The organism is Rhodococcus sp. P4_E4, from assembly GCF_056401575.1.
Genome location: NZ_JBFUJB010000022.1, coordinates 23,032 through 37,457 on the forward strand (window position 1 = coordinate 23,032; position 14,426 = coordinate 37,457).

The following is a 14,426-nucleotide window of genomic DNA, read 5'->3' on the forward strand; positions in this document are numbered from 1 at the left end:
GGAGCAAAGCGGTCGTGGCGGTCCGGCGCGGCCGGGGCACACGATAAGACCATGACCACAGTCCACAACGGCGTCTCCCCGCGAGCGCACGCTGTCCAAGCTGCCGCTGCGCTGGCGGCGAGCATGGGAATCGGTCGATTCGTCTACACACCGATTCTGCCGTTGATGCACACGCAGGCCGGTCTGTCCGCCTCGCTCGGCGCCACCCTGGCGACGGCCAACTACGTCGGGTACCTGATCGGTGCGCTCGCGGGAATCCTCATTCCCGGCGTGGTGCGCTCGGCAGCGGTGATGCGTACGTCGTTGGTGGTCCTCATCGCGACTTTGGCGCTCATGCCCACTACCCACGACGGATCCATCTGGTTCGCCCTGCGGCTCGTCGCAGGCATTGCCAGTGCCCTCGTCTTTATGATCGCCGTCAGCGCTTTGCACGCGCACCTTCGGGGGCAGTCCCAATTCCTGGCCGGATGGGGATTCGGCGGAGTTGGGTTGGGTATCGCCCTGTCCGGGGTCCTCGTGTTCGTCGTCCGCTTCATCGGTGCCTGGAGTACAGCCTGGCTGGCATCTGCGGCCCTTGCGGTGGTGTGTGCGGTCGCAGCCTGGGGATTGACGCCGGAAACGCGTCCGATCATCACACCGGACGCGCCGGGAACTCCCGGTCTCCAACGCTGGTTCACTGCCTTGTTCATCAGTTATTTCCTGGAAGGCATCGGCTACATCATCGCGGGCACGTTCCTTGTTGCCGCAATCGATCTCGCCGCTCCAGAATGGGTCGGCAGCGGCGCTTGGATAGTGGTCGGTCTGGCCGCATTTCCCTCGTGCGCCCTGTGGGCTTGGCTCAGCCTGCGTTGGTCGAGGCCGACTCTGCTTCTCGTTGCCCTGTTGATTCAGGCGGTGGGCATAGCGCTTCCTGCTGTGATCGGAGGCGTCGGCCCCGCACTGATTTCAGCTTTCCTGTTCGGTGTCACCTTCCTTGGTATCGGGTCAATTGTGTTGGCAATCGGCGCGCACCTGCAGTTCCCACGTGCCGTGGCGTTGCTGACCGCTGGATACAGCGTCGGTCAGATTCTCGGCCCACTCGTTGTCACTCCGTTGCTGCGAGACGGGTATCGCGACGCTCTGCTGTTGGGTGCGGCCGTCGTCCTGGGCGCAGCAGTGGCCGCCGCGGTTTTGCGGTTCCGATTCCCTTCCGATCTCGATGCGGACCCTCGGACGGCCACCTCGACTGAGGAGGTAGTTTTTGATGTCAGATGACGAAACCGCCGGAGCACTACCCGACGTAGGACTGGAGATGTTCGAATGAGCGCACTCACAACCGATCTCGACCTGAAGGTCCCTGTCATCGCAGCCCCCATGGCCGGCGGCGCTTCCACACCGGCACTTGTTGCTGCTGCCTCTCGCGCAGGCGGTCTCGGATTCCTCGCCGCCGGGTACAAGACGCCTCAGGCTCTGTCCGACCAGATCGACACCGTGCGCGCCGAGGGAGTGTCGTTCGGTGTCAACGTCTTTGCGCCCAACCCGGTGCCTGTCGACGTCGATGCCTACCGTGCCTATACCAGGGCGATCCAGGTCGAGGCGGATCGCTACGGCATCACACTGGCTGACGGTGAGCCGGTCGAAGACGACGACTACTTCGAGGACAAGATCGATCTGCTCCTGGCCAGCCCGGTTCCGGTGGTCAGCTTCACCTTCGGCTTTCCCACACCCGGCGTCATCAAGGCGCTGCGCGCTGCCGGTTCACTTGTCGTCCTCACTGTGACTTCGAAGGCAGAGGCGCTCCTTGCCGTCGACGCCGGTGCCGATCTGCTTGTTGTGCAATCGTCGGCTGCCGGCGGCCACTCCGGAACGCTCACTCCCCTGCAGGTTCCGGCAGAAACACCGATCACCGAACTGATCGCACAAATCCGTCATCGCACCTCTGTTCCGCTATTGGCGGCCGGTGGACTGGCGACCTCCGCCGACGTCGCTGCAGCCTTACGTGCCGGAGCGGACGCGGCAGTCGTCGGTACCGTACTGCTGCGCACCGAGGAGAGTGGTGCCTCGGCTCCGCACAAGGCAGCTCTGGCCGACACGTCACGCGGGAACACGGTCGTCACAAGAGCTTTCACGGGACGTCCTGCACGGGCACTTCGGAACGAGTTCATCGATCGCTACGACGCACAAGCGCCCATCGGGTACCCGGCCATACATCACCTGACCAATCCGATGCGCAAAGCCGCTGTTGCGCAGGCAGATCCCGAGCGAATGCACCTGTGGGCCGGCACTGGCTATCGCCATGCGACGGAGGAACCAGCCGGGGTAGTGATTTCGCGATTGGCTAACCTGTGACGGCGCGGACACCGGAAGCCGGATTGCCGGAAGTAGTGACATACGACGGGTTGCCCGGGTCCGCCGGTGGTGCACACTCGCTTCGAGTCAAGCGTCCCGATGTTGCATTTCAGCGGCTGCAGACATTCCTGGAATCCTGTACCGAACCAGTGTCGTTGCCGTCGTGGACGTTCGAGATCTACCAGAGGGGGCCATCCGAGCCGACCGCGCAGTTGTCATCGTTCGCTGCCGAGCTCTTCGGTGGGCCCCGCTACAAAGCGCAAACCCATACCGAATGGAACGTCCCACCTGGTTCTGTCAACGAAGCGCTCGATGCCCTCGTTGGTTGCGATGCGGTTACAACCCACGGACGTTCTGTGGCGGCGCTGACCTGCAGCGCGCCCGTACGCCTGATCGACCCCAACACGCGCGCGCCGTACCCCGACATCACCCCCGACGCGTTCGGCCGTTTTGCCGTGGATGGATACGGCCGGATTCTCGGCGAGTCAGGCATACGCGCAACCCTCGGCAACTCGACATCCTCACTGTCCCTTTGGCTCAACCTGCCTGCAGACGAACGGTTGTCGTCCGGTGCTCGTCACCTACAAGACCATCTCCCGTTCCGGTTGTCCGCGAAACACTGGCGTCTCTGGCGGCCGAACCGGAGCGGAGACTCGTATCGTTCCAACAAGATTCCGTCGCCGGTTCACGACCACGTTTGAATCACAAAGCAAGCATTCTCATTTCGGGCAGAGTTCGCCGATCTCGGAGACGATGCGATCAGTGCTGCGAACCACCCATACCGCGCGTCCGCCACGCAATGTCGGCATCAAGAGTCGGTCCTTCTCGATGGGCCAGTGCACAAAGGGAAATCCGCCGGCCAGCTCGTCCTGGACTTCGCCGGCGATCAGGGCCGTCAACTCCTGTACAGGCTGTTCGATGTGCGGCCCGACGACCCTGACGCCGATCAGGGGACTGGTTCCTGCACTCTTGCCCTTTGGCCGTGGTCCAGCGTCGAGCGCGAGGTGGCACTGACCGTCATCGAGCATCGACACCGTCCACACGCAGTTCTGCATGTACGTATCAGGGCCGTGCCAGCGGCATTGCAGATCCCTGCCGACAGCCTGGCACGCCTCGACGACGTTGGCGGGAGCGTCGTCTGGTGCATCCGGCCCCATGATCGGAAAGCTCCAGACTCCCACGTAGTCGAAGTCGGGCAGATACATGCTTTCACTATGGCACGTTGTCAGAATGCGTCTTCCTCGAGTTCCATGATCTCGTTGTCGAGGGATCCCAGGATTTCTTTCGTCGACGCCAGGATAGGCAGGATGTTCTTGGCGAAATACGACGCGATGACCACCTTGCCCCGATAGAACGACCGGTCCTTTGCCGACGCGTCACGGTCCAAGGCTGCCAACGCGACTTCCGCTTGCACCAACAGGCGCCATCCGATGAGCAGGTCGCCTACCGCGTACAGAAAGCGCACCGAGCCGAGGCCTATCTTGTACAACTCGGAGGGTTGGTCCTGGGAAGCCATCAGATACCCGGTGAGCGTCCCGGCCATCTCCTGCACGTCGGTCAAGGCGGTCTCGAGTAGGACTCGCTCGGCCTTGAGTCGACCGTTCCCGGCCTCACTGTCGATGAACTCTCGTATGCGACCGGCTACGTGAGCGAGTGCAACGCCGCGGTCGCGTGCGATCTTTCGAAAGAAGAAGTCCTGCGCCTGGATCGCCGTGGTGCCCTCGTACAGGGTGTCGATCTTGGCATCGCGGATGTACTGCTCGATGGGGTAGTCCTGAAGATAACCGGAGCCGCCCAGGGTCTGCAGGCTCTCGGTGAGCAGTTCGTAGGCCTTCTCGGAGCCGACGCCCTTGACGATCGGCAGCAGCAGATCGTTGACCCGCGCCGCCAATTCGGCATCCGCACCCGAAACCAACTCGGCGACATCGGCATTCTGGTGTGCAGCGGTGTAGAGGTAGACCGCTCGGAGGCCTTCGGCGTAGGCCTTCTGCATCGCCAGGCTGCGTCGGACGTCGGGGTGGTGCGTAATGGCCACACGGGGCGCGGTCTTGTTTGTCAGCTCGGTGAGGTCTGCGCCTTGAATTCGTTCTTTTGCGTACTCGAGGGCGTTGAGATAGCCGGTGGACAGTGTTCCGGTCGCCTTGGTGCCCACCATCATTCGAGCATTCTCGATGACCTGGAACATCTGGGCGATACCGTTGTGGACATCACCCACGAGCCAGCCGACGGCAGGAACGTCCGTCGCTCCGAAGGTGAGCTCGCAAGTTGGGGAAGACTTGAGGCCCATCTTGTGCTCGACGCCGGTGACGTACACACCGTTGCGCTCTCCCAGTTCAAGTGTGTCCGAGTTGAAATGGGACTTCGGAACGTAGAACAGGCTCAAACCTTTGGTTCCTGGACCGGCTCCCTCGGGCCGGGCAAGCACCAAGTGGAAGAGGTTCTCGGCCGTGTCTCCGACGTCACCGCCGGAGATGAATCGCTTGACGCCCTCGATGTGCCACGTGCCGTCGTCCTGCGCGATTGCCTTTGTTCGGCCTGCGCCTACATCTGATCCGGCGTCTGGTTCGGTGAGCACCATCGTTCCGGCCCATCCGCGTTCGAATCCTTCTTTGGCCCAGTGTTTTTGCTGTTCGTTTCCGATGGTGTAGAGCACGCTCGCCATGAGTGGACCCATGTTGAAAAAGCTTGCGGATCCGTTTGCCGCGACCAACATTTCGCCGATCGCCCAGACCAACGGCGCCGGAGCAGGAACACCACCCATGCCTTCTGGTAGGCCGAGTCGCGACCAACCGGCCTCGTTCACCGCCTCGACCGTCTTGCGTAGAGGTTCCGGGACCACAACTGCGTGATTGGGTGCGTCGAATTCGACAGGGTTCCGATCCGCGTCGGCGAAGGACGCGGCGACCGGGCCTTCTGCCAGTCTCGCTACTTCCGCAAGAATGTTGCGCACAGTGTCGGTGTCGAGGTCCCCGTATGCGCCGGCATCCAACAGCTCGCCGATCCCGAGCACCTCGAACAGATTGAACTCGATATCACGCACGTTGCTTTTGTAGTGACCCATTGTTCTCCGACCTTGGTTCGTCAGCAATACGATTCGTCAGCAGATACGGCTCGTCAGCAGTACACAAGAAAGCCTGCCCCACAAGGAATTCAGTACGCAACCGTAGGTAGAGACGAGTTTCGTTGCTACAAAGTAGCGCCGAGCCGCTCTCATTGAAACATTCACTCGTACAATCGGTTTCCGCTGGTGGGGTGCATATCAGTCGCGTAGCATCCTCCTGGGTCAAAGCAGCTGCGCACCAATCGAAGTGCCCATCCTCACCTTCGGCATCAAACGCATTCGCTGTGATCAGTGAACATGCTGCTCGGTAAACCAAGAGCGCCTCTCGTTGGTAGCCGAGACGTTCCTCGATCGGCGTGGAGAACCCAGTTCTGTCTCGTGAGCCTTTGGTATCGGTCAGAGGGTGAGTAGCACTTTGGTGGCGCGCCGCTCGTCCATCGCCTGGTAGCCGGCGGCGGCGTCCTCCAACGGGAGAGTGAGGTCGAAGACGATGCCTGGGTCGATCTGGTCGGTCATGATGAGCTCGATCAGTTCGGGTAGGAATCGCCTGACCGGCGCGGGACCGCCGAGCAGGCTCACCGTCGCGAAGAACAGGTTCATGCCGTCGAGCTCGACGCCGTGGGATACCCCGACGTAGCCGACATGTCCGCCGGGGCGGGTAGCTCCGATAGCCTGCATCATCGATTCTTGGGTGCCTACGGCTTCGACGGTCGAGTGGGCGCCGTAGCCGCCGGTGAGTTCCTTGATTTTCGCGATGCCCGCGTCGCCCCGCTCTTCGACGATGTCGGTGGCGCCGAATTGCGTGGCGAGTGCCTGCCGGTCGGCGTGACGTGACATGGCGATGATCCGCTCGGCGCCGAGTTGTCTGGCAGCGAGGATCGCCAGGAGTCCGACTGCGCCGTCGCCGACGACGGCGACTGTTTTGCCAGGTCCGGCTTCCGCAGCTACGGCGGCGAACCAACCGGTGCCGAGCACGTCGGAGGCTGCAAGGAGGCTGCGAGCCTGCCGCTCGGTCGGCTCTCCGCGGACAGGGACGAGGGTGCCGTCCGCGAGCGGGATGCGAGCGTATTCGGATTGGGTGCCGACCGAGCCCATCATGACCTGGTGGATACAGCGAGACTGAAAGCCGGCCTCGCAGATTTCGCAGGTGTTGTCCGACGCGACGAACGAGCCCACGACGAAGTCCCCAACTTCGATGTCTTTGACCTCGGGGCCGACCTGTTCGACGACGCCCACGTATTCGTGTCCCATCGGCGTCGGGCCATTCAGCTCTTCGATGCCGCGATAAGGCCAGAGGTCGGAACCGCAGACGCAGGTGGCTGTAACGCGAATGATCGCGTCGGTCGGTTCGACGATCACCGGCGCATCGATCTCTTCGACCCGGACATCGCCGGGGGCATGCATGACGACAGCGCGCATGACGTGGCTCCTCACCATCGGTTTCTTCGTGTCACTTCAACCTGATCACGATTCGGCGGCGTGCGGGAGTCCCGCGCGATAGTGGTACTGCGAGGGACTCCCTCGCTACCGGTCACTGACTTACGCTCGATGGCATGGACGATCGAGCGCAAGTACGCGAATTCCTGACCTCGCGGCGCGCCCGAGTCACGCCCGAACAAGTTGGACTGCCGGCCGGATCGAACCGCCGCGTGGACGGTCTACGTCGAAGTGAAGTGGCAACCCTTGCCGGAGTGAGCGTCGAGTACTACACCAGGCTCGAGCGCGGAGCGATCAGCGGCGCATCGCCGGGAGTACTCGACAGTATCGCGAAGGCACTACGACTCGACGACGCCGAGCGCGCCCACCTATTTGATCTCGCGCACGCGGCAAGCCCGGTAGCCAGGCCCCCGCGTCGGCGAAATGCGAAGGGCTGGAAGCCCCATCAGAGCCTGCAGTGGGCGCTCGATGCAGTCACTGCAGGACCCGCTTTTGTGCGGAACGGTCGCATGGATCTTCTTGCGGTCAACCCACTCGCGCGTGCGTTCTACAAGGACCTCTACGACATGCCGGGGCAGCCCCCGAACATCGCGCGCTTCACGTTCCTCGACGAAAGGGCTTTCGAGTTTTATCCGGACTGGAACGCGTTTGCCGAGGTGACCGTCTCGATTCTGCGAACCGAGGCTGGGCGAGATCCTCACAACAAGGAATTGCACGATCTGATCGGTGAACTCAGCACTCGGAGTGAGGAATTCCGGCGTCGGTGGGGCGCGCACGACGTCCGCCATCACGGCACCGGATTCAAGACTTTTCACCACTCCGCCGTGGGGGAGCTGACGCTTGCCTTCGAAGGTTTGGAGATGGCCGCCGAGCCGGGGTTGACGCTCACGATCTACACCGCAGAGCCGGGATCGCCGTCCGCGGAACGGATGCAGTTACTCGCCTCGTTGGCAGCCAGTGAGAATGCGGACTCTGCGCCTCACGTGTCGGAGCGGTCGCTGACGGACGGCTGACGAACTGCGCGACGGTTGATCGGGTCGTCAGTTGACGACTTCGGCGGCGGTGCGCTTCGTGCGTTCCTTGCGCAACAGGATCATCAGCGGCAGAAAGTAGAGAGCGGCAACGCCGGTGCCTACCAACACCGGCCCAGTGGCACCGAGACTCGAGGCGAACGCGAACCCGGCGATCCAGGAGCCGACCGCCGTGCCCAGATTGAACGACGAGGTGCTGAGAGCAGAAGCCATCGTCGGTGCCTGATCGGCATAACGCACAGCCATCCCGATCAGGATGGGATTGGTCGACATGCCGAATAGTCCCAGCATGACTACGAGAATCACCGTCACGATCACGTTGTGCGAGAAGAGGCAGAGCGCCCCGAGTACGAGAAACGTCATCGCTGCCGAGACGAACAAGACCCCGTACTGATGCTTCGCACCGAGTCGACCGCCGAGATTGGAGCCGACGAACGCACCGAGTCCGTAGCCGACAAGCACTAGCGGCACTGCCGACGCAGCAAGTCCCGTGTTCTCGGTCAACAGCGGAGAGATGAAGCTGTACGCCGCCAGCGACGACCCGCACACGACGGCGCAACCGGACAGAACGAGCCAGATGCGTTCGTCCCGTAGGCTCGCGATCTCCGCTCGCCAGGACGGCACCGCACCGGAGTCGGTGTCGGCGGGTACCAATCGGTGGACGACGGCCGCGGCGACGAGCGCGAGGGCGGCGAGGGCCCAGAAAGGACCACGCCACCCGATGCTCTGACCGGCCAGAGCGCCGAGCGGAACACCGATGACGTTCGCGAGCATGCCTCCGCCCAAGACGATGCCGAGCGCGCGCGAGGAAGACGCCGGGCCGGCCGCTTTTGCTCCGACCACTGCGGCGACTGCCCAGAATGCGCCCGTCGCCACGGCTGTGAGGAAGCGGGCGCCGAGAATGAGTCCGAAGTTGGACGAGAGCGCGACGATGACGTGTCCGATCGCGAAAACAACCAGCGCCGAGCTCAAGGTCACGCGTCGGGGAACCCTGAGTGTCAAGATCGCCATCGCCGGCGTGCCGACGATCATTCCGATCGCGAAGACGGTGATCATCAGGCCGACGTTCGCGATCGACGTACCGAGGTCACCCGCGATTTCGGGAAGAATGCCGGCGACGACGAATTCGGTTGTGCCCATCAAGAAAACTCCGACGGCCAGCACGTAGATCACGAGCGGCAGGCGGCCGGTTTCTTCGACGGTCGGGGCGGAAATCATGAGGTGGTCAGTTCTCTTTCTGTTGACGACGCGCATGTCGTGGCGCACCCGTCCAGGGCATCACGCCCGTCGCCTGCGAGGGAGTCCCGGTCGTTGGGGGTACTCGAAGGGACTCCCGGTGTGGCCGATTGCGCGCTACCGTCGGCGCAAAGACTGCCTGAACCCGGGAGACGCGCCCATGACACGACGACAGATCCGAGGACTGGGCGCCGCCGTGCTCGTCTCGGCCTTCCTGACGGCCTGCGGTAGCGAGGATCCTGAAGGGCCCCGTCCGCAGGCAAGCACGACAACACGATCGGCGCCCGCCGCGGCCTTCGGTGAACCCGAGACCGTCGCCGACGGCTTGGACGCGCCCTGGTCGATCGCATTCCACGGCGACACACCACTTGTCAGTGAGCGCGACAGCGCGCGAATCCTCGAACTCGACGCCGGCGGAAACAGCCGCGAGGTGGGAGTCGTCGACGGCGTCAGCCCCAGAGGTGAGGGCGGTTTACTAGGGATCGCAGTACGTGAAAACCGCCTGTACGCGTACTTCACCGCGAACGGGGAGAACCGGATCGAACGCTTCGACATCATCGGTGCTCCGGGGGAATTCGCGCTCGGGCCGGCCGAGACGATTCTCGACGGGCTCGCTTCGGCCAACTACCACAACGGTGGTCGCATCGCGTTCGGCCCGGACGGGATGCTGTACGTGACCGTCGGTGATGCCGGTAGTCGAGACAGGGCTCAGGACCTCGACTCGATGTCCGGGAAAATCCTTCGAATGACTCCGGATGGCGATGTGCCGCTAGATAATCCATTTCCGAACTCGTTTGTCTACAGCTACGGCCACCGCAACTCCCAGGGCATTGCCTGGGCAGGGGACGGCACGATGTACGCCAGCGAGTTCGGGCAGGACACCTGGGACGAGCTCAACAAGATCGAAGCAGGCGGAAACTACGGGTGGCCCGAGGTCGAAGGGATTGCGGGTGAAGACGGATTCATCGACCCGCTCCAACAATGGTCACCTGACGATGCCAGCCCCAGCGGAATCGCCATCCACGACGGCACGATCTACATCGCCAATCTTCGTGGTGAGCGACTCCGCACGGTGCCCTTGACCGATCCCGCGACCGCCGACGAGCAATTCGTCGACGAATACGGGCGCCTCCGTGATGTTGTGGTCGCACCGGACGGGTCGCTGTGGATACTGACGAACAACACCGACGGACGCGGCGACCCCAAACCCGGTGATGACCGCATCATTCGCGTGCCGTTGCGCTGATGTCGATTTCCGGCGAACGCAGTACTTCCAGCCCGAGGATCCTCGCCGAAGCCGGTGATTCACTAATATCGTTACGACAGATGACGCGGGTACGGATCGGAGAGACAGCATGGGGACTTGGGGTTCAGGACCTTTCGACAACGACGTAGCGGGCGACCTGCTCAGCGCGGTACAGGCGGGTGACTACGATATCGACGATTACGCACGCCACCCCGACGACGGCTACCTCGATGCCGATGATGCTCAAACAGCTATTGCCGTAGCCGAGATCCTTGCGGTTGCGCACGGGGTTGCTCCGGCGCCTGTGCAGCTGGCCGAGATTGATGCCGCCGGGTACGCCGGAACCTTGAGTCCGGAGCAGAAGGCATGGGTCCTCACCGCACTCGAGCGTGCCGTCGCAGACAGCGACACGTCGGAGTTGTACGAGTTGTGGGAAGAAAACGGTCCGGAAGACCTCGCGGCTTGGCGGGCACCGATCCTGGGCAGATTGGCGAGTCTCAAAACGGTGGGATGAGTGTCACTCGTCAACAGTCCCTTGGTTACTCGGAGTTCGACGACGACAGACTCCCCTTGACATACCGGGTGGTGTCGTCGGCGAGGATCTCAGCCAGCCCACGTTCGATGCCGTCCAGGGCCTGCGCGGCGACATCGGCCGGAGCGATCTTCTGTTCGGCCGGTACGCCCGCAGCCATGTCGGTATCCATGTATGCAACGTGCAGTGCCGAGACGGCGATTCCCCGCGGCGCCAGTTCTTCTCGAACGGCGTCGGTCATCGCCCACGCCGCTGCCTTCGATGACGCGTAAGACCCGAGCGCAGCCGGATGGAACCAGGACAGCACCGAAAGAACGTTGAGTACTGTTCCGCCTCCGTTGTTTTCGACGACCGGAGTAAACGCCCGGGTCACGGCAAGCGGGCCGTAGAAATTGACGTCCATCTCGCGGCGAACGTCATCGATGTCGCCTCCGATCAAGGGTGCCGAGGTAGAGATTCCGGCGTTGTTGATCACCAAGGTCACATCCGATGCGATTTGCGCTGCGGCCGTGATCGATTCGGCGTCCGTCACGTCCAACCTCAGGGGGATGACGCCGGGCAGATCGACAGTTTCCGGATTGCGGGCAGCCGCGTACACCTTTGCGCCGCGCTCGACGAGCCCTGCTGCCAGATGGCGGCCGAGTCCGCGATTGGCTCCGGTGACGACCGCAACCGTCTTGTTCAGGTCCATGATTCTCCCAGGGTTGTGACTGTCGGTGACATTTAGATTATGAATCAAATCTAAGTGTGGGCTAGGATAGATGTCAAGTGAAATCCAAACTGGAAGGCGTTGTGATGGGCCGCGTATCGCAGCAACAAGCGGAAGAGAACCGTCGGCGCGTCGTGGAAACCGCAGCTCGTCTGTTCCGAGAGAAGGGCACTCACCTCAGCGTCGCCGACTTGATGAAGGCGTCGGGGCTGACCCACGGTGGTTTCTACAAGCAGTTCGCGTCCAAGGACGCGCTCATCGACGAAGCGACCACCCATGCCTTCGCTGAACTGGCGCAGCTGCACGCAGCAGGTCTCGAAAGGCACGCTGGGCAGCGTGACGAGGCTCGACAAGCCCTGATCGACAACTACCTCTCCGTGGAGCATCGCGACAATCCGGCAGACGGATGTCCCGCTGCTGCACTCGCCGCCGACATGGCACGCGAGCCGGCAGACAGTGAGGCCCGTCGGGTGTATGTCGAGGGGGTCGGTGATTTTGCCAAGGCGCTCGCGGATGAGGAGCATGACGGGCTCGTGCGTCTCTCGACCATGATCGGCGCTCTGGTCCTCTCGCGAGCCACCAAGGGATCGTCCCTCTCCGAGGAAGCCCTTGTCGCTGCTCGTGAAGAGCTCACCGGGTAGTCCAGGATGATCCGCGTACGGCCCGCTGACCCGGCCATGCATACTGGCTGAGGTCTCTGTCAGCGATACCTTCGATTGCTTCGAGATCTGCAACTTCACTACCCGATGGCCGCAGGGAGAAGCGAGAGATGTTCACACCCAGAGAATTTGGCAAAGTCTCAGTGCTGGTACCAGAGAACGGTGGGACCGTCCCCTTCGGAAACACCGTGGTCGTGCACGGATCCGAACGCACGCTGGTGATCGACCCGTCCCTCTCCCTCGACCGAGATCCCGTTGGCGCAGACCTCGTCTTCATCAGTCACGGCCACGAGGACCACGTTGCCGGTCTCCGGCATTTTCAAGCACCAACGTATGCGCACAACCTCGACGCACCGTCGGTCGCCTCCCTTGACACGATGCTCACAAATTACGGCCTCCGCCCCGAGGAGCGAGCTGAGGTCGAACATTCAATAGCAGCGCAGTACGGCATTCCCCCGACGCACGATGACGTTTCCGGGATCGCCGACGGCCACGTCTTCGACCTCGGAGACCGCACGGCGACGGTCATTCACCTACCTGGTCACACTCCCGGACATTGTGGCCTCCTCATCGAGCCCGACGGCTTCTTCTATGTCGCCGACATCGATCTCACCTCCTTCGGCCCGATGTACGGCGACCTGGGCAGTAGCGTCGACGACTTCCTCGCCTCCATCGACCGCGCCGCGGGCATCGACGCTCGGTGGTACGGCACCTTCCATCAAAAGGGCGTCGTCGAAGGCAGCGACGAGTTCCGTCGCCGGCTGACCGCCTACCGCGACAAACTGCTCAGCCGCGAAGAAAGACTCGTCCAATTTCTCGGTGAACCAAGGCAGTTGGAAGACATCGTCGCGCATCGCCTCGTCTACCGTCCGCACGTCACCGCGCCGTACGTCGATGCAGTCGAACGACGAACTGCGCAGCTGCACCTTCAGCGGCTCGTTGCGGCAGGTGCCGTTGTCACGCTCGAGGGCAACGTATTTCGGCGTGCATGAATGTGTCGTGTCATCCATTGGATGTGAACAGAGCGGGCAGAAGGGTGCAATTGTGGCGAGGGTAGTTGTTGTCGGCGCGAGCCGGGGACTTGGTCGTGCATTGATCGAGGGCTTGAGGAGCGATGGTCACGACGTTGTCGGTATTTCTCGTCGGCGCCCTGACGGGTTCGACGTCTCCGAGTGGATCGAAGCAGACCTGACCGACCCTGTTGCGGCAGCGAACTCGATCGACCAGGAGCTTGTCGGAGGTGTAGACACCCTGATTTGCAACGTCGGAATTTGGGAAGGGGACGCCTTCACTTCCGATTATGTGTTCACAGATCAATCCGACGTCGAAATGCTGGAAATGATCAACGCCAACATCACCGGCACGATCCTTTTGTCGAAGCGCCTGATCCCGCGGATGATCGGGCGTCCTCGACCTCGGATTTTCTTGACCGGTTCTACCTCGGGGCTCCCGCGAAGCGGTAGGCCGGAAGTTGCGTTCGGCGCATCGAAGTCCGCGATCAACGGCATTGCCGACGCCTTGAGAGAGGGCTACCGGAAGGACCGACTCGCAGTGACGGTCCTTCACCTCGGATATCTCAACACGGAAGATGGACTCGATGTGCCCCGAGACATCGCTGCCGCTCGCGGAGATGGGTCTCTGGTTCCCGTGCACGACGTCGTGGATACCGTGCGCTCCATCTCGAATCTGTCGTCTTCGTCATCGGTTCGAGAAGTGGTCCTTACTGCCATCGACGACACACGATTCTGAACGACAGCTACCGCTTCGGTCTGTGAATCCGATTGCCGAACAGATGTATTCAGAGAATATTTCCCTCGATGAAGATGAAGGCTCCCGCCAGGTACACCAGGGTGAGCCCCGTCAGGAGCCACGCCATGTACGGCCGGATGTAGAGGCGCCGCAGACGGTGCAATCGCAGGGAGGCTCGCAAGAACGCGCCTACGGAGCCGAGTAGCAGCATGAGGCTCGGGACGAAGACGGCCAGTCGGCGATCTTTCTGTGAGCACAGCAAGGTGTCGGTACCGAAGCATTCGCCCCGCCGGGAGCCCAACCAGACGATCGCGACAACCAGTGCCGCGGTAGCCAGAACGACGGACAGGCCGTACGTCAGGGTTCGCCTGTTGATTTTTTGCTCTCGACGCTGAATTACATCTGGTGTGTCAGAACTGTCGGTCATCACACCCCCTT

General features: G+C 62.4%; 15 protein-coding genes. 9 read left to right on the forward strand and 6 right to left on the reverse strand.

Annotated elements, in window-relative coordinates:
- Positions 1-51 precede the first annotated feature (51 nt).
- The 3 genes from AC1DVN_RS23610 to AC1DVN_RS23620 are packed head-to-tail and all read left to right on the forward strand — an operon-like array spanning position 52 to position 3,029.
- Complete coding sequence (locus AC1DVN_RS23610; RefSeq protein ID WP_477994275.1) at positions 52-1,254, forward strand: YbfB/YjiJ family MFS transporter; 1,203 nt, start codon at positions 52-54, stop codon at positions 1,252-1,254.
- A gap of 45 nt (positions 1,255-1,299) precedes the next feature.
- A complete protein-coding gene (locus tag AC1DVN_RS23615; protein ID WP_477994276.1) occupies positions 1,300-2,328 on the forward strand; it encodes an NAD(P)H-dependent flavin oxidoreductase in 1,029 nt (342 codons plus the stop codon).
- Positions 2,325-3,029: a hypothetical protein gene (locus tag AC1DVN_RS23620; protein WP_477994277.1), complete on the forward strand. Its 705-nt coding sequence runs from the start codon at positions 2,325-2,327 to the stop codon at positions 3,027-3,029. The genes AC1DVN_RS23615 and AC1DVN_RS23620 overlap by 4 nt, the downstream gene beginning before the upstream one ends.
- Positions 3,030-3,047: 18 nt before the next feature.
- Here the strand turns inward: AC1DVN_RS23620 and AC1DVN_RS23625 are convergent, their stop codons facing one another.
- The 3 genes from AC1DVN_RS23625 to AC1DVN_RS23635 form a co-directional block, all read right to left on the reverse strand.
- Entirely contained in the window at positions 3,048-3,533 is a 486-nt protein-coding gene (locus AC1DVN_RS23625; RefSeq protein WP_477994278.1) for a hypothetical protein, read from the reverse strand.
- A gap of 20 nt (positions 3,534-3,553) precedes the next feature.
- Positions 3,554-5,389, reverse strand: a complete 1,836-nt coding sequence (locus AC1DVN_RS23630) for an acyl-CoA dehydrogenase (protein WP_021333262.1) — start codon at positions 5,387-5,389, stop codon at positions 3,554-3,556.
- Positions 5,390-5,785: 396 nt separating this feature from the next.
- On the reverse strand, positions 5,786-6,808 hold the full coding sequence (locus AC1DVN_RS23635; RefSeq protein ID WP_029256658.1) for a zinc-dependent alcohol dehydrogenase family protein: 1,023 nt from the start codon (positions 6,806-6,808) through the stop codon (positions 5,786-5,788).
- 134 nt (positions 6,809-6,942) lie between these two features.
- On the opposite strand from AC1DVN_RS23635, the gene AC1DVN_RS23640 reads away from it, so the two are divergent.
- Positions 6,943-7,839, forward strand: coding sequence for a helix-turn-helix transcriptional regulator (locus tag AC1DVN_RS23640; protein ID WP_029256657.1), 897 nt, complete (start codon positions 6,943-6,945; stop codon positions 7,837-7,839).
- A 27-nt stretch (positions 7,840-7,866) separates the two neighbouring features.
- On the opposite strand, the gene AC1DVN_RS23645 is transcribed toward AC1DVN_RS23640, so the two are convergent.
- Positions 7,867-9,075, reverse strand: coding sequence for an MFS transporter (locus tag AC1DVN_RS23645; RefSeq protein ID WP_269576657.1), 1,209 nt, complete (start codon positions 9,073-9,075; stop codon positions 7,867-7,869).
- Between the two features lie 178 nt (positions 9,076-9,253).
- Here AC1DVN_RS23645 and AC1DVN_RS23650 point away from each other — a divergent pair, with 178 nt between their 5' ends.
- Together AC1DVN_RS23650 and AC1DVN_RS23655 are read left to right on the forward strand one after the other, a co-directional pair.
- Positions 9,254-10,339 (forward strand): PQQ-dependent sugar dehydrogenase, encoded by a 1,086-nt coding sequence (locus tag AC1DVN_RS23650; protein WP_060939821.1) that lies wholly within the window; start codon positions 9,254-9,256, stop codon positions 10,337-10,339.
- Positions 10,340-10,448: 109 nt separating this feature from the next.
- The gene (locus AC1DVN_RS23655) at positions 10,449-10,853 is read left to right on the forward strand and encodes a DUF4259 domain-containing protein (RefSeq protein WP_019745980.1); all 405 of its coding nucleotides are present in this window, start codon (positions 10,449-10,451) and stop codon (positions 10,851-10,853) included.
- A 25-nt stretch (positions 10,854-10,878) separates the two neighbouring features.
- On the opposite strand, the gene AC1DVN_RS23660 is transcribed toward AC1DVN_RS23655, so the two are convergent.
- On the reverse strand, positions 10,879-11,562 hold the full coding sequence (locus AC1DVN_RS23660; RefSeq protein ID WP_046379593.1) for an SDR family oxidoreductase: 684 nt from the start codon (positions 11,560-11,562) through the stop codon (positions 10,879-10,881).
- Positions 11,563-11,639: 77 nt separating this feature from the next.
- Here AC1DVN_RS23660 and AC1DVN_RS23665 point away from each other — a divergent pair, with 77 nt between their 5' ends.
- The 3 genes from AC1DVN_RS23665 to AC1DVN_RS23675 all read left to right on the forward strand — a co-directional run bounded on the left by AC1DVN_RS23665 (position 11,640) and on the right by AC1DVN_RS23675 (position 13,988).
- Positions 11,640-12,221 carry a TetR/AcrR family transcriptional regulator gene (locus tag AC1DVN_RS23665; RefSeq protein ID WP_218001062.1) on the forward strand — a complete coding sequence of 194 codons (582 nt, stop codon included), beginning with the start codon at positions 11,640-11,642 and terminating at the stop codon, positions 12,219-12,221.
- 128 nt (positions 12,222-12,349) lie between these two features.
- The gene (locus AC1DVN_RS23670; protein WP_060939802.1) at positions 12,350-13,231 is read left to right on the forward strand and encodes an MBL fold metallo-hydrolase; all 882 of its coding nucleotides are present in this window, start codon (positions 12,350-12,352) and stop codon (positions 13,229-13,231) included.
- Between the two features lie 52 nt (positions 13,232-13,283).
- Positions 13,284-13,988, forward strand: coding sequence for an SDR family NAD(P)-dependent oxidoreductase (locus AC1DVN_RS23675; protein ID WP_019745976.1), 705 nt, complete (start codon positions 13,284-13,286; stop codon positions 13,986-13,988).
- A 49-nt stretch (positions 13,989-14,037) separates the two neighbouring features.
- Here AC1DVN_RS23675 and AC1DVN_RS23680 read toward each other — a convergent pair whose 3' ends face one another.
- A complete protein-coding gene (locus tag AC1DVN_RS23680; RefSeq protein WP_084324721.1) occupies positions 14,038-14,415 on the reverse strand; it encodes a hypothetical protein in 378 nt (125 codons plus the stop codon).
- Positions 14,416-14,426: the final 11 nt, after the last annotated feature.